This is a genomic window from Parasutterella sp. St.1A3 (genome assembly GCF_059728705.1).
The window spans coordinates 1,241,363-1,268,122 of sequence record NZ_BAAGFK010000001.1 but is presented as its reverse complement, the minus strand read 5'-3'; the positions used below and the strand labels follow the sequence as shown (position 1 = coordinate 1,268,122).

General features: G+C 46.5%; 26 protein-coding genes. 12 read left to right on the top strand and 14 right to left on the bottom strand.

Translation table 11 applies throughout. The features are described 5' to 3' along the window. Window positions 1–2: 2 nt before the first annotated feature. Window positions 3–2,318, bottom strand: coding sequence for a heavy metal translocating P-type ATPase (locus AC6I1F_RS05980; protein WP_497801792.1), 2,316 nt, complete (start codon window positions 2,316–2,318; stop codon window positions 3–5). A 569-nt stretch (window positions 2,319–2,887) separates the two neighbouring features. On the opposite strand from AC6I1F_RS05980, the gene AC6I1F_RS05975 reads away from it, so the two are divergent. The 4 genes from AC6I1F_RS05975 to fdhD are packed head-to-tail and all read left to right on the top strand — an operon-like array spanning window position 2,888 to window position 5,410. Then, on the top strand, window positions 2,888–3,289 hold the full coding sequence (locus tag AC6I1F_RS05975) for a MerR family transcriptional regulator (protein ID WP_160334504.1): 402 nt from the start codon (window positions 2,888–2,890) through the stop codon (window positions 3,287–3,289). Further along, the gene (locus AC6I1F_RS05970) at window positions 3,289–3,903 is read left to right on the top strand and encodes an exonuclease domain-containing protein (protein WP_289163990.1); all 615 of its coding nucleotides are present in this window, start codon (window positions 3,289–3,291) and stop codon (window positions 3,901–3,903) included. Before AC6I1F_RS05975 ends, AC6I1F_RS05970 begins: the two co-directional genes overlap by 1 nt. Before the next feature lie 59 nt (window positions 3,904–3,962). Continuing rightward, complete coding sequence (locus tag AC6I1F_RS05965) at window positions 3,963–4,592, top strand: LexA family protein (protein WP_160334502.1); 630 nt, start codon at window positions 3,963–3,965, stop codon at window positions 4,590–4,592. Then, entirely contained in the window at window positions 4,571–5,410 is an 840-nt protein-coding gene (gene fdhD / locus AC6I1F_RS05960) for a formate dehydrogenase accessory sulfurtransferase FdhD (RefSeq protein WP_290448876.1), read from the top strand. The genes AC6I1F_RS05965 and fdhD overlap by 22 nt, the downstream gene beginning before the upstream one ends. 71 nt (window positions 5,411–5,481) lie before the next feature. Here fdhD and AC6I1F_RS05955 read toward each other — a convergent pair whose 3' ends face one another. Both AC6I1F_RS05955 and AC6I1F_RS05950 read right to left on the bottom strand, forming a co-directional pair. Then, window positions 5,482–6,414: a universal stress protein gene (locus AC6I1F_RS05955; RefSeq protein WP_497801653.1), complete on the bottom strand. Its 933-nt coding sequence runs from the start codon at window positions 6,412–6,414 to the stop codon at window positions 5,482–5,484. Between the two features lie 119 nt (window positions 6,415–6,533). Continuing rightward, complete coding sequence (locus AC6I1F_RS05950; RefSeq protein WP_497801652.1) at window positions 6,534–7,733, bottom strand: M20 metallopeptidase family protein; 1,200 nt, start codon at window positions 7,731–7,733, stop codon at window positions 6,534–6,536. Window positions 7,734–8,026: 293 nt separating this feature from the next. Between AC6I1F_RS05950 and AC6I1F_RS05945 the strand changes: the two genes are divergently transcribed. After that, window positions 8,027–8,404 (top strand): 5-fold beta-flower protein, encoded by a 378-nt coding sequence (locus AC6I1F_RS05945; RefSeq protein WP_289163996.1) that lies wholly within the window; start codon window positions 8,027–8,029, stop codon window positions 8,402–8,404. A 554-nt stretch (window positions 8,405–8,958) separates the two neighbouring features. Then, window positions 8,959–9,627, top strand: coding sequence for a trimeric intracellular cation channel family protein (locus AC6I1F_RS05940; protein WP_289163999.1), 669 nt, complete (start codon window positions 8,959–8,961; stop codon window positions 9,625–9,627). Window positions 9,628–10,244: 617 nt separating this feature from the next. Here AC6I1F_RS05940 and AC6I1F_RS05935 read toward each other — a convergent pair. The 3 genes from AC6I1F_RS05935 to AC6I1F_RS05925 all read right to left on the bottom strand — a co-directional run bounded on the left by AC6I1F_RS05935 (window position 10,245) and on the right by AC6I1F_RS05925 (window position 15,086). Continuing rightward, window positions 10,245–11,891, bottom strand: a complete 1,647-nt coding sequence (locus tag AC6I1F_RS05935) for an NAD-dependent malic enzyme (protein ID WP_290448874.1) — start codon at window positions 11,889–11,891, stop codon at window positions 10,245–10,247. Between the two features lie 256 nt (window positions 11,892–12,147). Continuing rightward, window positions 12,148–13,602, bottom strand: a complete 1,455-nt coding sequence (locus AC6I1F_RS05930) for a DUF3482 domain-containing protein (RefSeq protein WP_497801651.1) — start codon at window positions 13,600–13,602, stop codon at window positions 12,148–12,150. Window positions 13,603–13,613: 11 nt separating this feature from the next. Continuing rightward, window positions 13,614–15,086, bottom strand: a complete 1,473-nt coding sequence (locus AC6I1F_RS05925) for a DUF2868 domain-containing protein (protein ID WP_160334495.1) — start codon at window positions 15,084–15,086, stop codon at window positions 13,614–13,616. Between the two features lie 120 nt (window positions 15,087–15,206). Here AC6I1F_RS05925 and rng point away from each other — a divergent pair, with 120 nt between their 5' ends. From rng to AC6I1F_RS05910, 3 genes are all read left to right on the top strand, one after another. Continuing rightward, complete coding sequence (gene rng, locus AC6I1F_RS05920) at window positions 15,207–16,667, top strand: ribonuclease G (protein ID WP_160334494.1); 1,461 nt, start codon at window positions 15,207–15,209, stop codon at window positions 16,665–16,667. Beyond that, on the top strand, window positions 16,668–17,336 hold the full coding sequence (locus tag AC6I1F_RS05915; RefSeq protein WP_289163275.1) for an HAD family hydrolase: 669 nt from the start codon (window positions 16,668–16,670) through the stop codon (window positions 17,334–17,336). A gap of 157 nt (window positions 17,337–17,493) precedes the next feature. After that, window positions 17,494–17,865, top strand: coding sequence for a ribbon-helix-helix domain-containing protein (locus AC6I1F_RS05910; RefSeq protein ID WP_160334492.1), 372 nt, complete (start codon window positions 17,494–17,496; stop codon window positions 17,863–17,865). A gap of 136 nt (window positions 17,866–18,001) precedes the next feature. Here the strand turns inward: AC6I1F_RS05910 and AC6I1F_RS05905 are convergent, their stop codons facing one another. Then, window positions 18,002–18,418, bottom strand: a complete 417-nt coding sequence (locus AC6I1F_RS05905) for a deoxycytidylate deaminase (RefSeq protein WP_160334491.1) — start codon at window positions 18,416–18,418, stop codon at window positions 18,002–18,004. Window positions 18,419–18,565: 147 nt separating this feature from the next. Between AC6I1F_RS05905 and AC6I1F_RS05900 the strand changes: the two genes are divergently transcribed. The 3 genes from AC6I1F_RS05900 (at window position 18,566) to AC6I1F_RS05890 (ending at window position 20,324) form a co-directional block, all read left to right on the top strand. Continuing rightward, the gene (locus AC6I1F_RS05900; RefSeq protein WP_160334490.1) at window positions 18,566–19,420 is read left to right on the top strand and encodes a hypothetical protein; all 855 of its coding nucleotides are present in this window, start codon (window positions 18,566–18,568) and stop codon (window positions 19,418–19,420) included. A 138-nt stretch (window positions 19,421–19,558) separates the two neighbouring features. After that, on the top strand, window positions 19,559–19,804 hold the full coding sequence (locus AC6I1F_RS05895; protein WP_160334489.1) for an AbrB/MazE/SpoVT family DNA-binding domain-containing protein: 246 nt from the start codon (window positions 19,559–19,561) through the stop codon (window positions 19,802–19,804). 19 nt (window positions 19,805–19,823) lie between these two features. After that, window positions 19,824–20,324 (top strand): peroxiredoxin, encoded by a 501-nt coding sequence (locus AC6I1F_RS05890; RefSeq protein ID WP_237178693.1) that lies wholly within the window; start codon window positions 19,824–19,826, stop codon window positions 20,322–20,324. A gap of 34 nt (window positions 20,325–20,358) precedes the next feature. Here the strand turns inward: AC6I1F_RS05890 and AC6I1F_RS05885 are convergent, their stop codons facing one another. From AC6I1F_RS05885 to AC6I1F_RS05855, 7 genes are all read right to left on the bottom strand, one after another. Then, complete coding sequence (locus AC6I1F_RS05885; RefSeq protein ID WP_160334487.1) at window positions 20,359–20,553, bottom strand: hypothetical protein; 195 nt, start codon at window positions 20,551–20,553, stop codon at window positions 20,359–20,361. Window positions 20,554–20,683: 130 nt separating this feature from the next. Beyond that, window positions 20,684–21,922, bottom strand: a complete 1,239-nt coding sequence (locus AC6I1F_RS05880) for a dicarboxylate/amino acid:cation symporter (RefSeq protein ID WP_160334486.1) — start codon at window positions 21,920–21,922, stop codon at window positions 20,684–20,686. 501 nt (window positions 21,923–22,423) lie between these two features. After that, on the bottom strand, window positions 22,424–23,566 hold the full coding sequence (iadA, locus tag AC6I1F_RS05875) for a beta-aspartyl-peptidase (protein WP_289077932.1): 1,143 nt from the start codon (window positions 23,564–23,566) through the stop codon (window positions 22,424–22,426). A gap of 54 nt (window positions 23,567–23,620) precedes the next feature. Next, window positions 23,621–24,094 carry a YjiG family protein gene (locus AC6I1F_RS05870; RefSeq protein ID WP_160334484.1) on the bottom strand — a complete coding sequence of 158 codons (474 nt, stop codon included), beginning with the start codon at window positions 24,092–24,094 and terminating at the stop codon, window positions 23,621–23,623. Window positions 24,095–24,112: 18 nt separating this feature from the next. Then, a complete protein-coding gene (locus AC6I1F_RS05865; RefSeq protein WP_160334483.1) occupies window positions 24,113–24,841 on the bottom strand; it encodes a nucleoside recognition domain-containing protein in 729 nt (242 codons plus the stop codon). Window positions 24,842–25,386: 545 nt separating this feature from the next. Then, the gene (locus AC6I1F_RS05860; RefSeq protein WP_251450500.1) at window positions 25,387–25,794 is read right to left on the bottom strand and encodes a cupin domain-containing protein; all 408 of its coding nucleotides are present in this window, start codon (window positions 25,792–25,794) and stop codon (window positions 25,387–25,389) included. Further along, window positions 25,791–26,627, bottom strand: a complete 837-nt coding sequence (locus AC6I1F_RS05855; RefSeq protein WP_289163270.1) for a DUF3737 family protein — start codon at window positions 26,625–26,627, stop codon at window positions 25,791–25,793. The genes AC6I1F_RS05860 and AC6I1F_RS05855 overlap by 4 nt, the downstream gene beginning before the upstream one ends. Between the last annotated feature and the right edge of the window lie 133 nt (window positions 26,628–26,760).

Here is a 26,760-nt window from a genome sequence, read left to right as displayed (position 1 = left end):
GGTTAACCGCGCCAGCGAAGCATTCTCATTCCGTTAGCGACAACAATCAGACAAGTTCCGGTATCGGCAAATACCGCCATCCACATTGTTCCGATTCCGACAAGCGTCAGGATAAAGAATACAAACTTAATGCCGAGCGCGATAGCGATGTTCTGCATCAGCAGAGCGTAGGTCCGTTTGGAAAGACGGATAAATTCCGGCAGTTTGCGCAGATCGTCGTCCATCAGTGCGACGTCCGCAGTTTCGATCGCGGTATCGGTGCCGGCGGCGCCCATTGCGAAGCCGATGTCGGCTCGGGCCAGGGCAGGAGCGTCATTAATACCGTCGCCGACCATACCGACAGGCTCTTTCTTAGCAATCTGCTGGACAAGCTGCTGTTTTTCTTCCGGAAGAAGATTTCCCTTGACACGGTCCACTCCGACCTTGCTGCCAACCGCTTTAGCCGCTTTATCGTTATCTCCGGTCAGCATGATTGTCTTAATACCAAGCTCCTTAAGGCTCTTCAGCACTTCAGGCGAAGTTTCCTTAATCGAATCGGCGACGCCGAAATAGGCCAGTACTTTCTTAGAAGAGGCAAGGATCAGAGGAGAGCATCCGTTGTTTGCGAGCACAGAGACCTTATCACGGACCATCTGGCTTTGAAGCAGATAGCGATCGAGTCCTTTAATGTTGCCGAGGTAATATTCCGTGCCGTCGATTTCTCCGACAACACCCTGTCCGGGGACCGCGAAGAAACCGTGTACTTCGGAGACATCCTCACGCGGAATCGCCTTGGAAGCCGCAAGTTCCGCCACCGCCTTGCTGACCGGATGATCGTTGCGGTAAGCAAGCGCCGCAGCTAGTTTAAGAATTGCTGCTGAATCCGCATTCAGATCTGCGGTCTCATAAACCAGAACCGAAGGTTTGCCTTTGGTAAGCGTACCGGTTTTATCGAAGGCGACGCTCTTCAGGGTTCTGCCTTTTTCGAGGTAGACACCGCCCTTGATCAGGATGCCGCGTCTGGCGGCTGCGGCAAGACCGGAAACAATGGTGACCGGGGTTGAAATCACCAAAGCGCAGGGGCAGGCGATCACAAGCAGCGTGAGCCCCTTATAGATCCACTCGAGCCAATCCTGCTGGAAGAAAAGCGGGGGCACGATCGCGCAGAACAGCGCAATAGCGAAAACGGTCGGTGTATAGATTTTGGCGAATTTATCGACAAAGCGCTGTGTCGGAGCTCTTGAGCTTTGAGCCGACTCGATGGCAGAGATAATGCGCGAAGGCATAGAATCCGCCACAGAAGATTCCGCTCTGTAGAGAATTTCTCCGTTCTTATTGATCGTGCCCGCAAAAACCTGATCGCCCGGGTTCTTTTCAACCGGCATACTTTCGCCCGTAATCGGGGACTGGTCGATGGAGGTTGATCCTTTGACGACGACGCCGTCCACGGCAAGACGCTCACCGGGCATGACGCGCAGCTCGTCTCCGACCTTGACTTCATTAGCCGGAATTTCAACAACCTTACCGTTTTTCAGGACGTTTGCGGTCTGAGGCGCTAAGGAAAGGAGCGAGCGGATTGCGCCTCTGGCCTTATCCAGAGAGAGCTGTTCGATCGCCTCAGACAATTCGAAAAGCACCATGACCATAGCGGCTTCCGGCCAAGAACCGATGATAAGAGCGCCGGTGACCGCCACGGACATCAGGGCGTTCATATTGAAGTTGAAATTTCGGATAGCGATAATGCCTTTCTTGTAGGTCCCGAGTCCCACCATAACGATCGCGATAATGGCGAGTGCGAGCGTCAGGTATTCGTTTGCGCCGAGAAGTTCCGATACTTCGGAGCCGGCAGCGACCACGATAGCAAGAATATATCTCCACCAGGGAATCTGAGTCGGTTTAAATTCAGACAGAGCCTGGGTCTTTTTTCCGTCAATCACTTCGGGCGTGTAGTCCAAAGATCTAATGGCCGCTAGAATTTCCGGCAGAGTTCCGGGTGGATAAGAAACCGTCAGAACACGGTTCATCAGATTGAACTGGAGACCGCCGACGCCCTTCATTTTGCCCAATTTTTGTCGAATTAAGCCTTCTTCCGTCGGGCAATCCATTTGAGCGATATGAATCTGAGAGGTCTCTCTTGTCTGATCGACGTTTCGCTTCAGTTTAAGACCGTTTGCCTGGAATGCTTTTTCGATTGAGGGCAGCGCTTCCGGCGTATGGATAATTCTGAGGCCGTCCGGATTGAGGCCGACATCCTTAACGCCGGCCAGACCGCCGAGTACAGAGAAAAGGAGGCGGTATTGATCCGGAGTGACGCCTGAGACATCCCAGTCGGTATCCATACTATTTTCGACATGAGAGTGGTCATGTCCGCAGCCGCAGTGACCGTGATCATGTCCGCCATGATCATGGCCGCGGCAGTGATCATGTTCTTTTTCGGCGTGCTCGTGGTTGTGGCCGCAGTGATCATGTTCCTTTTCTGCCTGCTCGTGATCATGACCGCAGCAGCAGTGGTCATGTTCCTTTTCGGCGTGCTCATGATCGTGACCGCAGCAGCAGTGGTCATGTTCCTTTTCGGCGTGCTCATGATCGTGACCGCAGCAGCAGTGGTCATGTTCCTTTTCGGAGTGCTCATGATCATGTCCGCAGCAGCAGTGATCATGTTCCTTTTCAGCGTGGTCATGGTCGTGGCCGTAGCAGCAGTGGTCATGTTCCTTTTCGTGGTCATGCGCGATGGAGGATTTAGTCGCTTTCTCCGCCTCGTTCTGAAGTGAACTGCTTTCACTCAGACTCTGTGCCGGATTTTTGTCATTGTTTGTTAGAGGCATTTTTTTATCCATCAATTTGATAACATACGCATATTAAAAACCCTGAACTTACTTTAGAGTCAAGTGATTTTTTATAGGTATTTATGCGGATAAGTGAATTAGCCAATTTAAGCGGTTGTACCGTCGAAACTATCCGGTTTTATGAGGCAAAGGGAATCCTCCCGAAACCGGCCCGTACTTCTTCTAACTATCGAATTTATAACGATAAGCATTTAGAACAAGTGACATTCATCCGTCATTGCCGCGCGCTCGATATCTCGCTTGAGGAGATCAGACTGTTGGTTTCTCAGCTTTACTCTCCAAAAAGTGAAGAGCTTTCTAAGGCGCACAATATTATTGAGAATCATCTCACAGCAATAGACCAGAAAATCGAAGAACTTCTTAAACTCAAACAGCAGCTCGAAAAACTGCATGCGCATTGCCATCATGATGATCATGAAAATGGAAAGTGTGCGGTTATCGAAGGGTTAAAACAGCCGGAATAATGACAACAGAAACAGTAAAGGACGGCCAGCTCCGTATGGATTTAGAGAATAAGGGCGGAGTAAACCGCCGCCGCAGAATCTTTTTAGATACTGAAACCACAGGCATGAATAAGTACAGCGACCGCATTGTGGAGGTCTGCTGCATCGAAGTTGATGAACACCTCAAGGAGGTGGCAAATTACCACGCCTATATCAATCCGCAGAGAGATGTACCTTGGTTCGTCCGCAAAATTCACGGGTTGGACAATAAATTTCTCGCGGATAAACCGACATTTAGAGAAATAGGGCGCGATCTCATCCTTTTTCTGGAGGGCGCGGAGCTGTACGCCCACAATATGGCATTTGATTCCTCAATGCTTGATGCCGAATTGAAAAGGAACGGCTTCCCGACATTATCCGAAGCCGACTGCTCCCTGAAATGCACGGTAAAGATGGCCCGATCCTTATTCCCGGGGCAGAAAAACTCACTTGACGCCCTTCTGGATCGTTTCAATATCGACAGAACCTGTAGAAAGTATCATGGCGCAATGATTGATACTCGGCTTCTCGTGGATGTTTACCAGAATTTAGAGGCAATTTCCTGCGCTCGTGTCCAAAACAAGAAGACAAATTAGCATTTGTTCGAATAAATCACTATCATTAATCATGAGCTGATGCTCGGAGGACCACAGCCATGAAAAATGAAATTACAGCCAAGACGACAAAGAACGGTTGGGGCGGTAAAAGAGCCGGATCCGGCAGAAAACCCGGACCATATGCTGGGGCGGCAAAAGTAACCACTGTGGTTCTGACTGCGCCGCTCATTGCCAAGCTTCATAAGCTTGGAGGCTCTTCCTGGATAAGAGAGCAGATCATTAAATCTCCTGATAAATGCGCTGTCATCCCGAATCCGGAAAGTCTTGCCAGCCTGACTTCCGTCGGTAACTATTTCAAATCCGACGAGCGGGATCCGATATCGAGCTGCCTCATTAAAAATCCGGAAGAGACGGTGTTCTGCATCGCCGATGACGATGAAATGAAGGAAAAAGGCATCGAAGCCGGAGACCTGCTTATCGTCGACCGCACACAAAAGCCGAAACAGGGAGATTTGGTCGTCGTTCACACAGCAAACGGCTACTCCATCCGCTGCTTTGTCAATGACGGAGAGACGCCAAAAGAGCGCTCAAATTTGTATATTCAGCCTAGCGGAGACTGGAGAGTTCTCGGTATCATTGTCTTTGTCGTTAAACAACTATCCGCTGAAGGGGCTGAACCTTTTTTGGCGAAAAAAGAAAACAGTACATGTCAAATGAACCAACAATGAACGAAGCCGATCCGGAAGAAACAGTACTTGTTCCGCCGAGCCGGCCCGTTCCGATTATCCGCTGGCCCAGCAGCAAACGCGAAGAAGATCACGTTGCGGAAGAGGTTCCTATCTCTTTGGTTTACAACGGTATTTCTCATGTTGTCATGATGGCGAGTCCCGACATGCTCGAGGAGTTTGCGATTGGATTTTCTCTATCCGAGAAGATTATTCCGGATATTTCTCATATCTATGATATTTCCGTTCATGAGGGGTGCTCATGCGGCTATATCGTGGATCTTGAAATCTCTCCGCGCTGCTTTTTTAAACTTAAAGACCTTCGCCGTTCCATGGTTGGAAGAACCGGATGCGGCATATGCGGTGTTGAAAGTTTAGAAGCCGTCAATCTGCCGGTCGAAAAACTCGCGCATTCCGCATATTTTCGTATGAGCCGCTACTCAAGCGCCATGGAAAAATTCCGTGAAGTTCAGAAAATCGGAGCAAAAACCGGAAGCACTCATGCCATGATGGCGTTCGACTACGAGGGAAATTTTCTCGGAGGAGCGGAAGATGTTGGTCGGCATGTTGCAATGGACAAACTACTTGGCTTACGCGCAAAATTGGGCTGGAAGGAGTGTGTGATTTTTATGAGTTCACGCGCTTCCTATGAAATGGTTCAGAAAGCGGCAGTCTGCGGCGTGGAAATTTTATTTGCGGTTTCGGCTCCGACAAATCGCGCTTTATCGCTGGCTAAAGAATGCGGACTGACACTTTGCGCTTTCTGCCGAGAAGGTAGGGCCAATATTTACTGTGGCGAAGAAAGACTTTTAGATCTCTGATTTATCGAAATAAATTTAAGGCCGCAAACAAATGCGGCCTTAAATTTTATTTCCTAAAAGTTCGTGTAGATTTACTTTTTATCCGTTTTTGATTTTTTAGACACACGCTCTTTGTGAATCAGCAGAATCGGAAGATCTGTCATACATGCAACACGCATTGTTGTCGATCCGACCATCATGATTCGAATCATTCCGCCGCCATGCGTACCCATGACCAGAAGTCCGAGTTTTTTCTCATCGGCATACTTGGAAATTTCTTCTGACGGATCTCCTTTAAGTTCAGCAATCACAACATTGCATCCCTCGGATCTCAATTTATTGTAGAAGGGCTTAGCTGCATCCACAAAAGGACTGCGCTGCTCAGACTCAAATTCTTTTGCCGTCATTGCAGGTCCGCCAAACGCTGAAACACCGGGCATCAAAATTCCGCTGTACGGAGTCACGACATTCACCAGATGGAAAGTCGGTTCTTTTCCAAAGAGGGGTAAGTTATCGATAATATAATTCATTACCGACTGAGAGTATTCCGATCCGTCGAGGCAGACGCCGACCTGCATCGCTCCGGGTTCATCTTTGAATTTATGGCGAATCACCAGCATCGGAATCTTACAGCTTGCAATCACAGCGGATGTCTTTGATCCAAAAAGAACATTTTTTACCGGTGTGTGCCCGTGCGAGCCCATAACGATTAAATTCGCTTTGATTTCTTTTGCATACTCAACGATGCGATTTGTCGCCTTACCGTATGCAACTTTAGTCTTTACTTTATAACCGGCAGCTTCAAGTGCTTTCTTTGCAGGACGAAGAACTTCTTTGGCAGCATCGTCGAGAATTTCTTCTAGTTCATTTTTTTCGATTATCTGAGCAGCCTTAGCCGGAACCTTTTTCTGGACATTCAGAAGATAAAGAGTATTTGTTTTTTCTCTGAGTGCGCTTCTATTACAGATATATTCAATTGCTCTATCGCTATAGATACTTCCATCAATCGGAAGAAGAATTCTCATATGACCCTCCTTTATATTTCTTTAATAAATTCATTTTATATTTTATTTGTGACATTCATATGACTATGGGTAATAAAAAAGCACCGGAATTACCGATGCTCTTTTTAGCTTTGAAAAAATTACAACGGCTGACCGGCGGCTCTGTTCAAAGCAATGGAAAGCAGAGTGGCGGCACCGGTAGCAATGGCTTTATCGTTGAAATCAAAATAAGGATTATGGACGGAAGCCGAATGAGTTTCATCTTTCATACCGAGTCGGAACAAACAACCGGGTTTTGCGAGAAGCATAAATGAAAAGTCTTCACCGCCCATTGTTCTTTCTTTGGTCACAACATTGTCTTTCCCAAGAACTTCTTCAGCGAGTCTTCTGGCTTCGGCAACATTCTTCGGATTATTAAACATGGCAGGGTAGAGTTTCTTATATTCCAATTCCCCCTCCATACAAAAAACCTGAGCGGTTCCGTCAACGACCTGCTGCATTCTATTAATCAGAGTGTCCTGAACTTCAGGTTCGAAAGAGCGGCAGGTTCCGACAATGTAAGCACGATCCGGAACAACACTGGAGCCGGAAGGTTCTCCGGCAGAAACACATCCGACGGAAACAACTGCGGATTTACTCGGATCCACATTTCTTGCAACAATCGTCTGAAGTGAAAGAACACATTGACATGCAGCGATCAGGGGATCTTTAGTCAAATGAGGGCGTGAACCGTGTCCGCCTTTTCCGGTAAATTTAATTTTGAAGACATCTGCATTCGCAGTAGCGTAACTGGAAATAAATCCGACTTTACCGACATCAACAGTCGGTTCGCAGTGAAGTGCATAAAATTCTTCAATTCCAAATTTCTCGACGAGTCCGTCTTCGAGCATATATTTTGCGCCGGCATAGCCTTCTTCGCCCGGTTGGAAAACCGCGACAATTTTTCCGGCAAAATCCCGATGCTGATTCAGGTAGTGAACCAACGTGAGCAGGGTGGCCACGTGGCCGTCATGACCACAGGCATGCATTTTCATTTCTGATTTGCTCTGCCATTGAGCGCATGTTTTTTCATCAAGAGGCAAAGCGTCAGAATCCGCACGAAGCCCGATCGTTCTTCCAGGACGATTACCTTCTATCACAGCGACCACACCTGTAACATCATTACCGCCGACAAAAGTAGAAAAGTTCTTAACTCCGAATGATTCCAGAGCTTTCACAATTTTTTCCTGAGTTTTAGGAAGATAAAGTCCGAGTTCCGGCTCCTCGTGAATAGTATGTCTAATGGCCGCACCGATTTTTGCACTTTCTTCCAGCTGGGATGGTTTGATAAGAATATCCATGATTACTCTCTTGGAAACTAAGTTTAATAATCTAAGGTTAGATGGGAAAAATATTTAATATTCTCTGCGTATTAAGAAATTATATCTTGATTCAAATAAAGACACACTAGTTAACATGTAACTTTTGGGGGGCGTTTTAGAGGGGTACAATGTCTATGGCGAAGGATACTCAAAATGAGCCGCACGGCCTTTAAGAAAATCGTTTATATAGGACGATGTATAGGTTTTCATCTTACGACTTTAAAGGTATCGAAAAACTATTATTAAATTAGAGCAAGGAACTTGGAGAACATATGAAAAAATGGGCATTTTTATTTTTTGTCTCCCTAATGTCACTTTTCATCATAATGGGTACGAGTCTTTCAGCTGAACGTTTTTATGATTCTCATGGAAGATACCAAGGGAAGATGGATGACAGTGGTCGAATCTATGACAGTAATGGAAGATACCAAGGAAAAGTTGACCAGAACGGAAGAGCGTATGACGCTCAAGGCCGCTACACTGGAAAAATGGATAACGGCAGAGTCTACGACAATCAGGGAAGATATAAAGGAAAAATGACCGAAGACGGAAGAGCCTATGATTCTCAGGGCAGATACAAAGGTCAGATAAAAGACAACGGCAGCGTTTATGACAGTTCCGGCAGATATGTCGGTAAAGTTAGACCTTAACTGTTGATTTATCAAGAAAATAAGGAGATAAAACGCTCCTTATTTTTTTTACATCAAGTTGAATAACTTTGTCGACTGATTTCTAAAGAAGTTAATTTTTATCATCTCGTAGCTAGCTAAATGTAATGATTAATATCTCATTGATTTAAAATGAATTTATCTCTGTTTATTTAATTCTATTCAAAAATCTAAGATTTCGACCGCATAAGGCCCTATCGGGAGAAAAAAAATATATTTACAACCGATCAGGTAATTAGCTGATTTATATAAATTATTTAGATGAGCTTAAACGACATAATTCATGGCCAAGAAGCACTGCCAAACCTGGTAAAAATGCCGTCTTCCGGCTTAATAATTTTTAAATATTTGCCGTCCCGATACTCACCAAAATATCAACGAACGTAAATTTTCCCGTTGAATAGCAAGCTACGTTAATTTTTACAAAACCCATCATTTTTATTAGTAAATTCAATGAAATGCCATGGTTTTTACTTAGTGCATTTAGAGTAAATATAGATTAAATTCGTGCGTAAATTTTTACGTGAAGAACTAATATGGAAATCGATATTAAAGCGCTCAATGCGCTTATTCCGGTCTTTGACTTTGTCGGAATCGTTGCTTTTGCGCTGTCCGGTGTCTTCGAAGGAATGAAAAGAAGAATTGACCCGGTGGGTGTTTTTATTGTCGCTTTTTCCACAGCTTTCGGCGGTGGTCTTCTTCGTGACATCTTAATTGACCGTCGGCCGTTCTACTGGATTGACCACGAACTTTACGTAGTCGCTTGTTTCATTATATGTTTCCTAGCGCCTTACATCTATCGCTTTTTCCAGAAACGGAAGACTGCACATGATTGGTACATTTTTGCGGATGCGATCGGTCTCGGTATTTTCTGTATTTCCGGAACCTCTCTTTCTTTAGCAGCCGGAGTTCCATGGTTGTCTTCTGTCATCATCGGATGTATCACCGGTGTCTTCGGCGGTTTGATGCGAGATGTTTTCCTGAACCAAATGCCAGGAGTAGTTGCTGACCGCCAGCCTTATGCGGTTGTCGGTTTTATCGGATGCTGGTTCTACATCCTGCTTTTGGAACTTAAAGTTTCTGTTGACATTTCCCTTTGGCTCGGTATGTTCTTCATTGTTGCACTGAGAATGGCATGTGTCATTTTCAAGTGGAGAATTTCTTACTTCGTCAAAGAAGAGGCGAGGTCACAAACCGAAAAATAAAATTCCAGAATAGGGAGCCGGTCGCTCCCTTTTTTATTTCCTAAAACTTGAGCTGGGACTGTTGCGCTCTCACTGAACACAGCCAGAATATTAAGACCGGTTTTAGAAGCACCAATTTTCAACTGCCGAACTAGCACAAAAGTATTTCAATGCTTCAGAAACACAGATAGAAAGATTTGCCGTTGATCAGAAGATTTTTCACAATACGGAAGGATAAATTAATATACGAAATATTTCTTGAGTTTTTAAATGTTAGACAGTCGCACAAAAAATTATTTCTAAAAATAAGCCCGAAAGAGACATCAATAAAATTAGAGTGAACAAGAGTCAAATTGTAACTATTTGATAAATTTAAAGGCTCACTGTCTACAAACATTAGATGAGAAACTTAATCAGTGGTTTTAATTTCTCTGAAGCGCTCGAATCATTCGACTGTAATTTGAGACAATAGGGTACAATTTAAATTTCTTGTATCCCCCTTTAAATTTAAGGATCAGCTGAGATTTATTAATACCGTAAAAATGAAAAAAGCCGGAAATTTCCGGCTAATTCTCTTTAACTTTAATACCCGTTGTTTTTAAAACCGGCGCTCTGGGTTAGCGCCGGCTTTTTAAAAATTACTCTGCAATGAAGTGCGGATTCTTCGGATTCCACATGAAATCACGAACCGCTTTCTTCAGATCGGCAGGACGTTCGACCGTTGCCAGGCCTTTGTCAAAGAGGTACTCGGCAACAGCTGCGCCGATTTCGGCAGCAATCGAACGAACTTCTGTCAGCGGCGGATAGAGAGAACCGCGTTCCAGATCGGCTTCGCTGACTAAATCAGCTAATGTCTTCGCACCGACCAGGAAGACTTCGTTCGGAATGCGAGTGCATTTTGTAAAGATGCAGCCAAGTCCGATGCCCGGGAATACATAGTGGTTGTTACCCTGACGCGGCACAAAAGTCTTACTGTTGATTTCTACCGGTTTGAACGGAGAACCGCAGGCAAATAAGCAGCGGCCGTCAGTGTAGCGGTAGGCTTCTTCAGCGGTACATTCCGCTTTGGATGTCGGGTTGGACAGCGCAAAAATAATCGGACGATCGTTCAGTTTTGCCATCTCACGCAGCACTTCTTCTGTGAAGGCGCCGCCCTGAGCGGAAACACCAATGATCGCGGTCGGCTTGACTTCCTTGACCGCTTCAAGGAAAGAAACGGCCAGTTCGTCCTCTCCGGCAAACGGCATCTTTGCGGACGAAATCGCAGCTTCACGCTTCTTAGTCACTAAACCCTTGGAGTCAAAGAGACGAATTCTGGCAAGAGCTTCTTCACGTGTATCACCTTCTTCAACCATTGCGTCGGCTATCAGATGAGCAATACCGGTGGCGGCAGAACCTGCGCCTAAGAACAGAATTCTCTGATCTGAAAGCTTCTGCTTAAGAGCACGCATCGCGGAGAACATACCGGTAACAACTACAGAAGCTGTACCCTGAATGTCATCGTTGAAGCAGGGGATGCGATCCTTCCAGTAGTCCAGAAGGTCATAAGCATGACTGTTGTGGAAGTCTTCAAACTGAATCACAACATGGGGCCAGCGTTCGCGAACGGCAGCAACAAATTCAGCAATCAGTTCATCATAGGCCGGACCGGTGACGCGGTGCTGACGAAGACCCATGTAAAGCGGATCGGCAAGCAGCTCTTCATTATTGGTACCAACGTCAATGCAGACGGGAAGGGCTTTCTGCGGATTGACACCGGCGCAGGCAGTGTAGAGGGCCAGTTTTCCGATAGGAATACCCATACCGTTAACACCCAGGTCACCAAGACCTAAAATTCTCTGACCATCCGTCACAACAATAATGTCAACATCCTGATGCGGAACATTGGCGACTAACTGACGAACTCGACCTTTGTCCTCTGCGGAAACATAGAGACCGCGGGCATAGCGGAAAATATGACTGAATTTCTGACAGGCTTCGCCGACGGTCGGTGTGTAAACAATCGGAAGATACTCATCAATGTTGCGAACCAGAAGTTCAAAGTACAGAGACTCGTCGCTTGCGTGAACACCTTCAAGTACTTGATACTTGTTGATCGGAGCTTTGTAAGAACCGATGATGTCGGTCAGTCTTTCAACCTGCTCGTCAAAGGAGCAGACTCTCGGAGGAAGAAGACCTCTCAAACCGTATTTATCTCTTTCTTCTTCTGTAAAGGTGCTGCCTTTGTTCATCCACGGGTTTCTTAAGCGATCTACGCCGCGGAGCTGATCTTTCTTGTCCGTCATATTTTTCCTTTGCTGTTAAGCGTTCTTAAAGGTTTAGTTAAATCGTTTCATACATTCTAATCATTAATAATTTCAAAAATCTGATGCTAACGTACAGTCTTCGGAAAGTCCCGTGCGCATTGACTTTTGAAAGGAGATTTCACATTATGAAATAATAAAAACTAAACACTTTACCCACTGTCAATAAAAAATTAAATAAAGACAAAATACCCCGGCTCCGCAAAAGCGGAGCTCAAATCGGACCGTAACGGGTTAATTAAATGGAAACGTTGTAAAGATCTTTAAAAATTTCCTTCAGCACCGCATTCAGAATTCGGCTGTATTCGCCGCGAAGCTGATCCGCGTTCTGAGCTTTCTCTTTGATCTCTTTAAAATCGACTTTCTGCTCGTCAAGTACTTTTTGAGTAAGATCCTTCCAGAAGGCCGGACATTCGCTCGATTCCCATTCGCCTCGGCCTCTGCCGAAATGAGAGACGGCTAAGTAGAGCAGTACCGTTTCAATCACAAAACCTTTCGTTGCTTCCGGACTCCAGGTAATAATGTTTTCTTTGGAACCTTTCTTAATGTTATATGCGGCTGCGACTCCGGCTCCGCCAACCGCGCCCACAATTGCGCCGCCAAGCGCGCCAAGTCCAAGCGAAAGTCCTCCGGTCGCAATATCCGCTGCAAGACCGGTCATGGCTCCGCCCGCGACTGCACCGATCAAGGCACTCGCTTTCGGATCGACGGATTCCTGAGTTTCCCAGCCTTCACGAACTCTTCTGAGAATTTCGTTCTTTGTACCTTTGCCTTCAAGTCCGTTAATTTCAATCAGTTTCTGCGTCAGACTGCAAAGGCCGTCCGCGGCCCTCGTAGACAGAGAAACCTGGGCGTCCTTCATGGCGCCATTAATATCTTTTTTGATAAAACCAAAGGTACGGCCGATCGCGCGCAGTCGATCAATCAGAGACTGACTCTGAAGCAGTTCCTTATCGTTGGTGACTTTGACGAGATAGGCCGCCATCGCATCAATCGAAGAAGAGTAGACCGCCGTCTTCTGACGCACCCAGGCGGTATGAAGAGAAGCAAAAGCCGCTTTTTCATTGTCAGGCAAACAGTTTTCAATCTGCTTCCAAAGTTCATACTCCTGAACCCAGCAGCGCGCAAAGGCATCCAGAGGCATGACTTCCTTAACGAAAGGATAGCTGCTGAGGAAGTCTTTCCATACCTGAACTTCCGCTTTTTCCTGCTCCGGCGGACGAACTTCGCCCATCTGGTTCAGCAGAACAATAACGGGCTTATTAATCCAGGAAAGAATCTCCATTTCGGATTTCACATAGGGAACCGCTTCCGGAGATTCACTCGCGTTTACGAGGTACAGAATAACGTTGGAGATGTCGCGTACATGCTTGATCGCCTGCTGATTCAGCCAAAGAGAACGATCTGTCAGACGATCCCAAATTTCACTGGTGAACCAGCCGATCGGATTGCTTCTTCCTTTCAGACGATTGGCCAAGCGAACACTGTCGCCAAATCCCGGTGTGTCCCAGAGAATCAGCTGAGAATCATCCGGCGCGCGAAGCAGAACATAATCCTCGGGTTCCGTTGTGACGTGAGACCTATCTCCGACTTCGCCGATGTCCCGACCGAGCAGTGTTCGGGCTAAAGTGGTCTTGCCGACATTGGTATGACTGACTAAAGATAAGTTAATTTTCTGAAGATCCGTACTCATCAATATTCCTTTTAAATTTGCTCAAACTGCTTGGCAGCTTCGTTAATGTCGGCATTCGTTAAATTCACAAAGGCAAAGCTAACGCCGTATTTATCCAGAAAATCTGACCAATTTTTCTTTCTTTCTCGGATTCTCTGCGGCGTGTTGGCAAACCTTGCCTCAAAACCGGACGTGTCCACGATAATTCGCATAAAAGCGGAAGCCGCCTGAGATTTCTTCTTTAATTCCTGAATAAATTTACCCTGAACCTCCGCTTCAGGCGTGGAAGTCATCGCAAAAACGGCTAGCGCTTCCGTTTGTTCAGCTCCGCCTAAATCCGGAAGTTTCGTATCCTCGTGCGCGGCCTCTGAGAAAACAATCTTCGAGTTCTCAGGATGAAGCGACTGAGCAAGATGCTCAATGCCTTGCTTCACAGAGACGTTTAAAGGATAAGAGAACGGAATAACTTGAATCAGCATAGTTTTGCCTTTCCACTGGCGAAGAATATTTGAATAATAAGGACTCTCTAGATTAATAGAAAAGTGTTTGCGCAGAAATCCGGCCTTCAAAGAGGAGTAAATCGTAAGCAAAACTCTCGGAATCAAAACAACTGCGGATAAAACATAAAACATCTGCAGAAGCCAGGGAGACGCATTGACGCCTCGGCCTGCAGAAAAATTCATCAGAGCCGCAGCCTCCGGAGTCAGAGAGGAAAAAAGCTCAGAATTAAACGGAACCAGACCGTAAAACAGTTTAATCACAGCAGCGACAAAAGCAGGTTTATCCGCAAGCCAGGTACTTTCCCAGCCGACGGTGTACTCAGTGCCCCAGCCGTGAATACCGATGGAGGCGATTAAGCCGAGTCCAAAAGCAAACGCCGCGAAATGGAACATCTCCGCAACCCGCGTTTTAAGAAGCGGACCCTGCATGACGAGCCATTCCTGATAGAACGCGGAAAGCGCCGAATCGTGTCCGGCACCGCGAGTCTGAATTTTCTGAAAAAGACTGCCAAGCGCTCTGCGAATTCCGATTCCCATGAAAGGTTTTTTGCCTCGATTTAGAAGAAAATTCGCAAAAAGCACACAGTAAATAAAAATATTCCAGAGAATGACGCCTAAGAGCGGCGGATAGAGAAGGTTGATCTTGTTTCCGGTCACCGAAAATTCGTTTGTCAGCACTCCGCCCACAAACATAACTACGGCGAGTCCCCAAAAGAACGGTCTAAACGGAATCAGTTTCGGCTCATTCGCGGCTTTTCCGATTTTTGTCTTGATGAACTCAATCACATGTCCGGCCCGAACATCCAGAAACTTGGAGTAGGAGGCTCCTTCGCCGAGTTCATGCGCAGTCTGAGACGTGATCTCTCTAAACGCAGAATTGTCGGCGTCCTGACTCTTCAGCGCTTTTTCTTCCAGAGCTTTTGCCCAAATTAAATCTCGGGCTTCGTCCTCTGAAAAAGAGGCTGCAGTGTTGTCATCTTTTGCGGCAGAAAAAAACTTGAACAAGCCGATCTCCAAAATCCATAGCAGTTCAATTATCCAACAGTATCTTCTTTTTATGTTGACTGCTTATCAATTTTGAGCTTCAAAGATTAAAATCTTTAATATCAAAAAAAAAGGATAAATATGCAGGAAATACTAATTAATAATGCGCTGCATGAATCACGCGTCGCTGTTATGGAGGACGGAGTGATTCAGGAACTGCGCATTGAAAGAAATGCCGAAGCTTCCCTGGTAGGCAACATCTACCTCGGAATCGTCGACAAAGTTCTGCCGGGCATGCAGTCGGCGTTCGTGGAAATCGGCCTTCCGCGAGCAGGCTTTCTTCATGTCGGCGATATGCGCCAGTCACATCAGGCGAACGGCGGCAACATCCCGATTGAGAAACTGCTTCATGACGGACAAGTCGTTCTGGTCCAAGTCTCCAAAGATCCGATCGGAACTAAGGGCGCTCGTCTGACAACGGAAATCAGTCTCGCGGGCAGACTTCTCGTTTATCTACCGTACACCTCGCATATCGGTGTCAGCCAAAAAATCGAAGACGGTGCAGAAAGAGAGCGTCTCAAAGAAGAGATTGAACTGCTGTCACAGAGCTGCGGCACAAAAGAAGGCGGCTATATCGTTCGAACCAGCGGCGAAGATGCCCACCAGGAAGATTTCTTAAACGATATGAAATACCTGGAGAAACTCTGGCAGAACATCGAACACAAAACACACGTCATGGATTCTCCGGCACTGCTGTACTGCGATGTGTCCATTGAGCAGAAAGTCCTTCGCGACCTGTTCACAGAAAAAACCTCCAAAATCATCGTCGACAGCAGATCTGTTTTCAATGATTTAATGAACTTCGGGCAAAAGTTTGTTCCGGAAGCCTGCGGAGTATTGGAGCTTTACGAAGGGGAACGCCCGCTCTTTGACCAGTACAACCTGGAAAAAGAAATGGAAGCTGCGCTCAGCAGAAGGGTGGATCTGAAGTCCGGCGGCTATCTTATTATTGATCAGACTGAAGCCATGACGACAATCGACGTCAACACCGGAGCATTTGTCGGAAGACGTGACTTCTCAGACACCATCTACAAAACAAACCTCGAAGCGACACATGCCATTGCGCGGCAGCTGAGACTGAGAAACTTGGGCGGAATCATTATCGTCGACTTTATCGACATGGAGTCTAAAGTTCATGAAGACGGCGTTCTCGCTGAACTGCGCAAAGCCGTACTGAATGACCGCAACCGCATCTCCATATCGGAATTTACTTCATTAGGTCTGGTGCAGATCACCCGCAAGAGAACACGTGAGTCACTGGCGCATGTCCTTTGTGAGACCTGTCCGACATGCGGCGGAAGAGGCGAAATTAAAACCGCGCGTACCGTCTGCTATGAAATTCTTCGGGAAGTCCTGCGCGAACACCATCAGTTTGACGGTGCCAGAGAATTTAGAATCCTTGCAAATCAAGCCGTTATTGATTTATTCCTGGATGAAGAAAGCGAAGCGCTGGCGCTGCTTGGCGACGCAATTCAAAAACCGATCACGCTCAGCGTTGAGCATGAATATCAGCAGGAACAGTACGACGTGCTGGTGAGCTAAATGGCAAATAAAGACTGGCAACTGTTTGTATTTGATTGGGACGGAACGCTGATGGACACAACGTCTCTAATCATGAAGGGCTATCAGCACGCAAGTGTGGAACTTGGTTATCCCAAGCCTTCGGACGAACTGGTTCTTTCGACCATCGGTCTGAATCGCTCGGACTCCATCGGCATCTGCTGCGCAGATTGCCCGCCCGGACGCTATGCCGAATTTACTAAAGCCTATATGGATTGGTACGCGAAGCAGGAGCCTCAGCTCGACTTAGTGCCCGGGTTCCGCAAACTGCTTACCAATATGCATAAGGATGGAAGGCGTCTTGCCATTGCGACAGGTAAAAGCAGGGCGGGTGTCGAACGCGTCTTCAAAATCACAGGTGTCGGTGATTTGTTTGAAGCGGTCCAGACAGCGGATACTAATTTTTCTAAACCGAACCCTATGATGCTGCATTCGCTTGCAGATGAATCGGGCCTCGAAACCACAGATATGGTCATGATCGGAGACTCGGTTTTAGATATGCAGATGGCGTCAAACGCTAAAGCGGATTCGGTGGCTATGACTTACGGGGCAAGCCCTGCCGACAAACTGAAGCAGTACGCATCGCTCGGAACCGCTGACAATGTTGAAGAACTGGCTAAGATTTTAAATCTCACTCAATACTTGGAATAATCCGGATTTCAGCAAAAGGCTCGGAAGGGCACGGAATTCAGCTCCGTGCCCTTTTTGGTTTCAAAATGGATTAAATACTAGCGTTTTCCCTTAGTATATTGCCTGCAAAGGGACGAGAGAGGTCCCGATAAAAGATTAAACATAAGGAGTGATCGAAATGGGAAAAGCTGAATGGAGTGTGACAGTTTCTGAGGAACTCAATGACGCAGCTATGGCATATCTAGCTAAGAGCGGAGAAGGAGTCGAAGGTTTATCTAACCTCGTTGAAAACGCTGTTGGCAAATATGTTCAGGATCCGCGTGCAATTGACAAAGAAAGCGATGTTACAGAAGGCGAACTCAACGATCTGATTAATGCTGCCGTCGAAAAGACAAAGGAAAAATATTCCAGTCTGACTGAAGGCGAGCTGCGCGACATCATTAATGTTGCCGTTCAAAAGACTAAAGAAAAGTATACCGGTATTACCGCCGGCCAGTTCAATGACATGATCAACAGCGGTATTGATGCTGTTAAAAGAGCAATGAAGTAAGAGTTAAAAGCGTCAGGTGTGAGCCTGACCTTTTCCCGAACGGTCGGCTTCGAGATACGTTGTCGGAGTTCGGAAAAAAGCAATAGACTTGGATTGACCTCCAAGTCTATTTTTTAGATATGTGAAGTAAGGTCTTTTATAGCTGCTCAACCTTAATGCCCGCCTTTTTAAGAAATTCAATACCGGAGTCGTCACGATACTTCTCATGGTAGTAAACCTCTGTGATGCCGCACTTTTGAATGAGGAGCGCACAGTGGATGCAGGGGGAACGAGTAATAAATATTGAAGCTCCGTTGGAGGAGTAACCATTCTGCGCAAGTTTTGCGATCGCGTTCAGTTCGGCATGCTGAACCTCGGGACGAGTGACCAGTTTTCCGTCGACTTCATATTCACAGCAGTTGTCATACCCGGTCGGCATACCATTCCACCCGAAAGAAATGATCGAATGATTTTTCACAATCACACAGCCGACTTTGAGACGCTTAGCGTAACTGCGTTCAGAAGCGATATGAGCGATTGTCATATACATTTGATTGTCTTTTTTAATGTCCATGGCTGGCTCCCCAATATAAATAGGATCATTGTAGAGGTTTTGTCACTCGTAAGTTGCTTCCCAAGCTAAGTTCAATTTAGTGAATCACAAGCAACGTTCGTCGGATGCTGTGCTAATCTTTGCATATTGTTACAAGGGACTCATTTTATGAAGATTATTCTCGCATTAGTCTGTTTCATCGCGATGATGCTGCACGCGTTTTTCGGATATTTCCTCTATACCAGAGGCGAAACGGTGTTCGAACCCGAGAACATGATCGTCGCTATAGAGAAGAAAGCGCCGAGCGAAAAAGACCGTTTTGCAATATTCAGAAAGAAAGCAGCACCGGCCGCAGTTCAGTCTGCCGTGAGTGAACCTAAGGAGCAGGCGATTCCGACCACTGAAAATACCGTGACCGAAAACACTGCCGCCGCTGAGCCTCAGGCTTCGGAAGAAACTAAATCCGAACAGACGAAATCTTCCGCCGGCACAGAAACTGCAGTGCCGACCGAAGCCGCTCCGATTGCTTCGAATCATGAGCAGGAATCCGAGTATGTACCGCTGAACACCGGATGGTCCGGCTTCCTTCAGGTTGAAAACGCCATTATTACCGCGATGCTGTTCTTCCTTGGTTTTGCGGTTTGCTGCGTCAAGGGAAGAGGGCCCGCATCCCGCTGGGTGTTCGGCTTTAACCTGATTTTCTGGGCAACGCTGTCCGGCTCCATCTGGTTCTTCATTCCGGAAAAAACTCCGCTTATGATCCTGAATATCAGGTACTCATTCCCGCAATGGTACCTGGTGATCGGTCTGTGCGGACTTGCGGCCGTTCTGAGTCTACTTCTCTTCCTCAACGCTTTCCGCAGCCCGATTGAAGCAGCGCCGAAGGCCGTTAAGGAACCTAAGAAGGAAGAACCCAAGATTGAACCTAAAAAAGGATTTTTCTCAAGTTCAAAGAAGACTGAACCGATCGTTCCCGCACCTGTGGAAAAAATGAATGATCCTATGGATAAGCGACCGGAATAATTTTCATTAAATCTATTTAAGCCTCGAGCATTCTCGAGGCTTTTTTATTGATTTTAAAGCTCAAAATAGGCCCAGCCAATCTTAAAAAAATCCTCAGGGAAGCATAAAATCACCACCAACAGAAATAGTGGAGAGCCAATGACAGCTTACCTTAATACCGTTTCGGTCCAGGTTACTGAATCGGGCAGAGTCACCATTCCTGAAGAAATTATGAAAGCCATAGGCTCAAAAGTTGGAGGAGTCGTTAGTTTTGTTCTTGACGGGCAGAACGTTTTTATTCGATCCGCAGATAAAAATCCTGTATTGGAAGACCAGCTGAAAAATTCCGACAGCCGCAAAATCTATACATCTTCGATAAAATTTAAAATATTTTCAAAGCGATAACTGTACAAAAATGTGCCATATGACTAATAACACCGTAGCGGAAATCGATCCGTCCGAATGCAAAGCCGTTCTCGGCGAAAAAGCGCCTAACTTCTGTCTTCCGAGCGACCTGGGAGGCGAAGTAAAACTGTCTGACTTTCTTGGAAAGAAGGTTGTTCTTTACTTTTATCCCAAAGACAATACATCGGGCTGCAGTCTTGAAGCCATGGACTTTGAAGCGGCTCTGAAGACTTTTCAGAACGCCGGTTTTGTGATTTTAGGAATTTCGCGTGACAGCCTAAAGAGTCATGCGAACTTCAGAGAAAAGAAGGCATTAACGTTTCCGCTCCTAAGCGATGCGGACTCGAAGGTCTGTAAGGAATACGGCGTGCTCAAAATGAAGAGTATGTACGGAAGAAAGTACTTAGGCATTGAAAGAAGCACATTTGTCATTAACGAAGAGGGTGTGCTTATGGATGAAATGCGAGGCGTAAAAGCCAAAGGGCATGTAGAGGCACTGCTTAAAAAACTCGGACTCTAATTAACAATAAAGCCGCTCTGAAGCGGCTTTACTTTTAATAGAAGAATCCGAAAACCAGATTTGGAACGATATCAAATATCGCGTCTAGAAGACCGTAAATGATAGAAAGCCCGTCGTCGATCGTGTCTCTATGTTCGGCAAAAAAGCCGGTCAGATTAAAGGTTGACGCCAAGTAATACAGGCCGCTTTCAATATAGCTGTCCAGCTGGCTCCAAAAGGTCGGAAACATAATTATCCTTCTCAGTTTTACGAGAAAAGCATAACAAAATCCCAAGTGAGCTGCAGAGCGTTTTGTTCATATAGAGCAAAGAAAAACCGGGCATGGACCCGGTTTTTCTAACAACTAGGAAGTCAGCAGATTAGATCTGTGTATCTTCGTCCATCTTTTCTTTTCCAAGAACGCCTTCAGACTTAGAAACAACCAGAGCTGTGAGGTTGTCACCAAGAATATTTACAGATGTACGGATCATGTCGAGGATACGGTCGATACCTGCAATCAGAGCGACAGCTTCCAGAGGAATACCGACTTCTGTGAAGACCAGTGTTGTCATGATAAGACCGGCACCCGGAACACCGGCTGTACCGACGGCAGCAAGAACGCCCATGAGAACGATTTCGAACTGCTGTGTGAGTGTAAGGTCGATACCGAAAACTTCAGCAGCAAAGACCGCAGTAACACCCATGTAGATGGAAGTACCGTTCATGTTGATGGTATTTCCGAGCGGAATCGCAAAAGAGGCGATCGCTCTGGAAGCGCCCATCTTTCTTGCGCTTTCAAGGTTAACCGCAAGTGCGGCAGCCGAAGAGCAGGTTGTAAAGCCGATGAGCCAGGGCTCAAACGCGCCTTTCAGGAAAGTGGAAATCTTGAGGCCGATAACCTTGACCAGCGGAAGATATGTCACTGCGACGAAAATCGCTGTTGCGACGAAAGCAGTAAGGATAAGCTTGCCAAGCGGAAGCAGAACTGCAAGACCATGGCGTGTCACTGTATAAGCAATCAAGCCGAACACGCCGATCGGAGCGTAGAGCATGATGTAATTGGTCATGCGGATCATGACGTCGCCAACTTTCTGGAAGAAGTCTGTCAGCATCTTGGCGCTGTCACCCATGAGAGAGACACAAAAGCCAAAGAAGATCGAGAAGAAAATAACCTGAAGCATGTTGCCCTTAGCGAACGCTTCAATCGGGTTAATCGGAACGATTTCAAGAAGGACTTGAGAAAGAGCAGGGGCGGCCGCTGCTTTAGCTTTAAGACCCTCAACGGAAATAGTGAGACCAACACCCGGAGTCATGACATTTGCGACAACCAAGCCGATCGTTACCGCAATCGCTGTGGTGACTGCAAAGAACAGAATCGTTTTAACAGCGATGGAGCCGATCTTACTGGCGTTGCCCAAACCGGCAGAACCTGCGATCAGGGTTGCAACAACCAAGGGAACAACCACCATGCGGATTAAACGGATGAACAGCTGGCCGAGCGGCTGGAGATATGTCGTAGCGAATTCACTCGAGACGATACTCCCAACAATGACACCGAGGACCAAGCCGTACATCATCTGCATCGGCAGTCCTACCCAAAAACTTTTTTTAGCTGACATAACTCCTCCAAATTTGAATGCAGTGCAAAAACAAAAAATAGTTATATGGAAATAACAATTTGTACAAGAAACATTCTGACATGTTTTGCCCATTTTACCGAGTTATTGCCAACTAGATAAATAATTTTTGTAATGCGAGAATTTATCTTCAAATTATGAAAATACAGATTGAATTATGAAATTTAACGCCTAAAAATCCCAAAATATTACTCAACATAATAGTAGTTATGTTGAGTAATTACTGTTTTTTAATCGGATAATCAATATGTTATAAATTTATTATTCTATGATTTATGTCATTAGCTTAGTTTTCTAAGCAAAATCTATGTCCTATTCTGCTGGACATTTATCGTCTCTCATGAAGACTTCTGAATTGTTCGTCGGTGAGAATTTTTGGCTTCGACGGAATTTTTTGACCGTCTGCACACAAGAATAGAAATTTTGGCACGAAAAAACGGGAGGCAGTTTTTATGTCTCCCGTTGGTGAATCAAGAAAGAAAATTATTCTTCAAAGGCACCTTTGACGATGACTTCGGAGTCTTTCATGACCTGACGGCCCTTCATGAACAGATGAATCGGCTTGAGGTCTTTGTCCATAACTAAGAGGTCCGCGTCTTTACCGGCTTCAATCACGCCCTTGTTCTCAAGGCAAAGAGCCGTAGCAATGGTGCGTGTGAGCGGAAGCAGAGCTTTTTCTAAACCAATCTTGCCTGCTAATTCACGAAGCTGCAGAAGGTTGTCGGAAACTTTGCAGACGGTAAGACCAATCATCTCGCCGTTCTTGTCAAATCTCGGCATGGAGCCGTGACCGTCAGACGAGAAGGTAATGCGGTCGATCGGTGCACCCTCTTCCAACGCCATAACAAATGCGTCAGCAGCGCTGCCCATATAGTTGCCGCCGCTGGTTGTAATGTCGATATAGCCGCCTTCCTTAGTAAACGCGATCGCCTGAGCAAAAACTTCAGGATGACGACCAACGTGTGTCGGACGAATATGTTTGATCGGCATGCCGGTCTTGACACATTCCATAAATGCCGGGAACGCGATCGGAAGATCACCTAAGTGAACATGAAGATAAGAATCATGACCGCAGATCATGCCGCCGACACGGCAGTCAGACAGAACACGAAGCACTTCCTGAGTTGTCGGGAAAGAGCAGCGATGGTCGCCCATAGCGATCTTAACGCCTAAGCATTCGGGAATTGTCAGAAGATCTTTTCTAACGTCGCCGGTAACTGTTGTCGGCGGATAACGATAGTTGGAAGTCCACATCCAGCCGGTTGCGCCCTCTTTGGTCAGCGCACGGACTTTTGCCATCAGGGCTTCAATCGGACGTGTTTCGCTGTCAGTACCGGAAACACCGACAAAGCTGGTAATACCGGCTTCGACGAGCTCGGAGAAGTTCAGCTCGGGAGCGCGAGTCAGAGGACCGCCCTCTCCGCCGCCGCCCGTGACGTGAATATGCTGGTCAATCAGGCCGGGAGCAACAATCGCGCCGCCTAAGTCGACAACTTCAAGACCGGGAATATCAGCATTGATCTGATCTTCGACAGCGATAATTTTGTCATTAACAACGAGAATCTGCTTAATGCCTTTGTGCTCAGGCGCATAAAGGTCTGCGTTTTTAAAGAGATATGAAGTCATGTTATGAGAATCCCCGCTTTCGCGGGGATTTTTAAGTGTTATTAGAGGACTATATTATGAACCTAAAACGACCAGGCGCATAACCCAGAGGGAGAGAAGCGCGACAATCGGAGGAATGGCCATAATCTTGAAGAGGTCGGAACCCTGAACGCCGATAACACCAAGGCAGCGGCCCATGTACTGAACCTGGGAGCCCATGAGGTAAATAGCGGGGATACAGATAGCGAGCTGTGTACCGTCGATAGCGCCCTTATCGAAAAGCGCAACCGCAACACCAACACCGCCGCCCATGGACATCCAGCCGCCGAGAAGGATCATGGCTGCTTCGCCGGGAAGACCGAAGATAGCCATAACCGGTCCGAGAACCTTGCCGATCATGGCAAGAGCGCCCGAAATTGTAAGCATTTTGATGATAACGAAAGCCATCAAAACGTTCGGAATTGTAGAGTGAGTCGCAATCGCCCAACCCTGATTTGCACCATTGACGAACACGTCAGTGATCATCATTTTGCCTTTACTTGCTGACATATTTCTTTCCTCCGAAAATTAAGCGTTCTTGCGGACAGAAATCTTTCCGCCCATCTGGATTACACGCATAATGTTCGCGGCAAGAATCTTGCCAAGGAACAGAATGCCGAGACATGCGCCGATGCTGACCGGAACGGCAGGCTTACCATCAGCGGCAAGCAGTGTAAACAGAACAGCGCCGGAAGAAAGGAAGTTTGTGATGCAAGCGTCAGCAGTCATCTGGAATGCAGCAAAGTTGTTGATTTCTTTGTCATTCAGAATGTTGTCGTCTTTGAGCTGGCGTGTGAGCGCTGCACCGCCGTCGGTAGACTGCAGAGAAGCGATCAGAGCAAGACCGGCACCACCGGGGACGCCGATAAGCGGACGAAGGATCGGAGTGAGGATCTGACGGCAGGCTTTAAGAGCACCGAAGTGGTCGAAAACCGTGATCATCGCAAGCGCGAACATAACGGTCGGAACCAGAGTGAGAGCGAACATGAAGCCGTCGATCGCACCGGAACCGCCTTTACCGCGGAAGTTGGCCGTTGCAACATTCAGAGCGTCGCCGTTCTGAGTTACGCCGGAAACTAACTTACCGAAAGAACCGTTGATGGTTGTGAAGTCGAAGATGCCCCACCACTGATTGGTTGCGCAAACACCCGAGAAAAAGACACAAGCAAGCACCAGAGAGATGTAGGCGCCGATTGTGACTTTGTCGCTTTTCTCATCAGCCAATTCAGGCTTCTGAACATCGTTTTGAGAAGACATAGACTATCCTAGCAATTAAGTATTAAACAAAAGCGAGAATTGTTAATCTCTATTCCACTATTGCTTCGATCTTATTTTTTGATCTGTAAGCAGCTAATGAAACAAACACTGAAACTAACGATTCTCACATCGCGAGTTTACCCGCTTGCGCACATTATGAAATGAAACCTCATGTGAAAGAATTCTGCTAAACCCTGATACGGCGGCACTTTTGAGGGTATTCTTCGGCCTTCATTCGCTTCATTTAGCATGTGAATTTATTGGTATTAACCCGCTTATTCTTGATATATAAATTTAGATTTATCTAATTGCTGAATTATTTTTTCGAATTCGAACAAAATAAGAAATTTATTTGTTCTAAATTTTCCGAGTTTATCTGCGGGGTTAAATGTATGACATAACGTTAACTAGTCAACCGATTGTCATGATAAACCCTTAGGCTATTCATATTTTTACCTCCTTTTCCTTGTTTTTAAGCAAAGAAAAAGACGGCCATACAGCCGTCCAAAACAAAATTTCAGATGTGCTAGCACATATAAGCGTGTTTATCCTAGTTTTTGATACTGAGCATCGTCCACCGGTTCACACCATTCTGTGCGGCTTCCTTCTCCCGGTATCTCCTGGGCAAGATGCTGAAACCAGCTGTTCTTTGCCGCACCGTGCCAGTGTTTGACGTTAGCCGGAATATTGACAACATCTCCCGCTTTTAAATGGCGGGCAGGCTTGCCCCACTCCTGATACCAGCCTTCTCCGTAGACGCAGATGAGCATCTGACCGCCGCCTTTCTCGGCATGATGAATGTGCCAGTTATTGCGGCACGCGGGTTCAAAAGTCACGTTGTAAGTTGGAATCTGCTCCGCCGTCAGCGGCGCAAGATAACTCTGACCGATAAAGTATTCGGCATAAGCGTCGTTAGGCGCCCCCAATGGAAATACACTCAAAGTTTCTTTCATTTATTTAACTCCACAATTTCTGCTTCACCCGGTTCATCTAGGATGATTTCTTTAATTTCATCGGCCTCTATCCTTCCGCTTCTCGGATTCTTGACGGAATCAATACTGCCGATCACTTTGGCCTGAACATCAGAAAACTCAAAGGCAAGGTCGCAATTCACCATTCGGCAATTAATCAGTTTGAGCCCCTGACAGAAGCAAAGCGGCTGAGTTCCTTCAATGACGCAGTTCTCAAGTGTCAGATTCGTGGAATACCAGGCTAAATACTCACCTTTTAAATTAGAGTTGCGGACGGTCACGTTCTCGCTGTGCCAAAAGGCATCTTTTGTGTCGAGGTCGCTGTCTTCAATCAGCAGGTCCCGGATGTACTGGAATGAATACTTCCTTTTTTGTCTGCAGTTTTTCAGCGTCAGATCAACTGTGTCGAGAAAGAGGTACTCTGCCTCGACCGAACAGTCTCTCAGCATGATTCCTCGGCACTTCCACCCGAACTCAGGACTTTGAATACTGCAGCCTTCAAGCAGAACATTTTGACAGTCGCGCAGCGCTTTAATGCCATGAAGCTTTGTATTGATGATTTTGCCGTCGTAGCAGTACCAAAGCGCCGCCCTCGCCAGCTCGTCAAAACTGCAGTCCTCAATCTCGAAATCTTTGGCATGCCAAATCGGATATCTCATAGAAAAATCGCAATTTTTCAGTCGAAAGTTCTCCGGATGCTTCAGAGGCGACTCTCCGTCCTCAGGTCCGCCGAAGACGCAGTCAATCAGTTCCGTATCAGTCAGACGATACAGTGAGCGCTCGGCTTCAAAAGTTCTGCCAATAATCTGCTTCATTATTTCTCCAAACGTTCAAAGCTATGCTGAATTCTAGAAGCCGCAGTTTTTATTCGTCCAATACTTATTATTCATCATTGATCATCAGAGAATGGCATAAAAGGCCGCTGCCTTGGATTATCGACCGTCTATG

Excerpts from the sequence above, each read along its gene's own strand:
- iadA (WP_289077932.1), bottom strand. The coding sequence starts at position 23,566 with ATGACTTCATATCTCTTTAAAAACGCAGACCTTTATGCGCCTGAGCAC.
- fdhD (WP_290448876.1), top strand. The coding sequence starts at position 4,571 with ATGTCAAATGAACCAACAATGAACGAAGCCGATCCGGAAGAAACAGTA.
- AC6I1F_RS05910 (WP_160334492.1), top strand. The coding sequence starts at position 17,494 with ATGGGAAAAGCTGAATGGAGTGTGACAGTTTCTGAGGAACTCAATGAC.
- AC6I1F_RS05915 (WP_289163275.1), top strand. The coding sequence starts at position 16,668 with ATGGCAAATAAAGACTGGCAACTGTTTGTATTTGATTGGGACGGAACG.
- AC6I1F_RS05955 (WP_497801653.1), bottom strand. The coding sequence starts at position 6,414 with ATGAGAATTCTTCTTCCGATTGATGGAAGTATCTATAGCGATAGAGCA.
- AC6I1F_RS05970 (WP_289163990.1), top strand. The coding sequence starts at position 3,289 with ATGACAACAGAAACAGTAAAGGACGGCCAGCTCCGTATGGATTTAGAG.
- AC6I1F_RS05905 (WP_160334491.1), bottom strand. The coding sequence starts at position 18,418 with ATGGACATTAAAAAAGACAATCAAATGTATATGACAATCGCTCATATC.
- AC6I1F_RS05935 (WP_290448874.1), bottom strand. The coding sequence starts at position 11,891 with ATGACGGACAAGAAAGATCAGCTCCGCGGCGTAGATCGCTTAAGAAAC.
- AC6I1F_RS05900 (WP_160334490.1), top strand. The coding sequence starts at position 18,566 with ATGAAGATTATTCTCGCATTAGTCTGTTTCATCGCGATGATGCTGCAC.
- AC6I1F_RS05880 (WP_160334486.1), bottom strand. The coding sequence starts at position 21,922 with ATGTCAGCTAAAAAAAGTTTTTGGGTAGGACTGCCGATGCAGATGATG.
- AC6I1F_RS05870 (WP_160334484.1), bottom strand. The coding sequence starts at position 24,094 with ATGTCAGCAAGTAAAGGCAAAATGATGATCACTGACGTGTTCGTCAAT.
- AC6I1F_RS05895 (WP_160334489.1), top strand. The coding sequence starts at position 19,559 with ATGACAGCTTACCTTAATACCGTTTCGGTCCAGGTTACTGAATCGGGC.
- AC6I1F_RS05950 (WP_497801652.1), bottom strand. The coding sequence starts at position 7,733 with ATGGATATTCTTATCAAACCATCCCAGCTGGAAGAAAGTGCAAAAATC.
- AC6I1F_RS05945 (WP_289163996.1), top strand. The coding sequence starts at position 8,027 with ATGAAAAAATGGGCATTTTTATTTTTTGTCTCCCTAATGTCACTTTTC.
- AC6I1F_RS05865 (WP_160334483.1), bottom strand. The coding sequence starts at position 24,841 with ATGTCTTCTCAAAACGATGTTCAGAAGCCTGAATTGGCTGATGAGAAA.
- AC6I1F_RS05885 (WP_160334487.1), bottom strand. The coding sequence starts at position 20,553 with ATGTTTCCGACCTTTTGGAGCCAGCTGGACAGCTATATTGAAAGCGGC.
- AC6I1F_RS05860 (WP_251450500.1), bottom strand. The coding sequence starts at position 25,794 with ATGAAAGAAACTTTGAGTGTATTTCCATTGGGGGCGCCTAACGACGCT.
- AC6I1F_RS05890 (WP_237178693.1), top strand. The coding sequence starts at position 19,824 with ATGACTAATAACACCGTAGCGGAAATCGATCCGTCCGAATGCAAAGCC.
- AC6I1F_RS05965 (WP_160334502.1), top strand. The coding sequence starts at position 3,963 with ATGAAAAATGAAATTACAGCCAAGACGACAAAGAACGGTTGGGGCGGT.
- rng (WP_160334494.1), top strand. The coding sequence starts at position 15,207 with ATGCAGGAAATACTAATTAATAATGCGCTGCATGAATCACGCGTCGCT.
- AC6I1F_RS05940 (WP_289163999.1), top strand. The coding sequence starts at position 8,959 with ATGGAAATCGATATTAAAGCGCTCAATGCGCTTATTCCGGTCTTTGAC.
- AC6I1F_RS05930 (WP_497801651.1), bottom strand. The coding sequence starts at position 13,602 with ATGAGTACGGATCTTCAGAAAATTAACTTATCTTTAGTCAGTCATACC.
- AC6I1F_RS05980 (WP_497801792.1), bottom strand. The coding sequence starts at position 2,318 with ATGGATACCGACTGGGATGTCTCAGGCGTCACTCCGGATCAATACCGC.
- AC6I1F_RS05855 (WP_289163270.1), bottom strand. The coding sequence starts at position 26,627 with ATGAAGCAGATTATTGGCAGAACTTTTGAAGCCGAGCGCTCACTGTAT.
- AC6I1F_RS05975 (WP_160334504.1), top strand. The coding sequence starts at position 2,888 with ATGCGGATAAGTGAATTAGCCAATTTAAGCGGTTGTACCGTCGAAACT.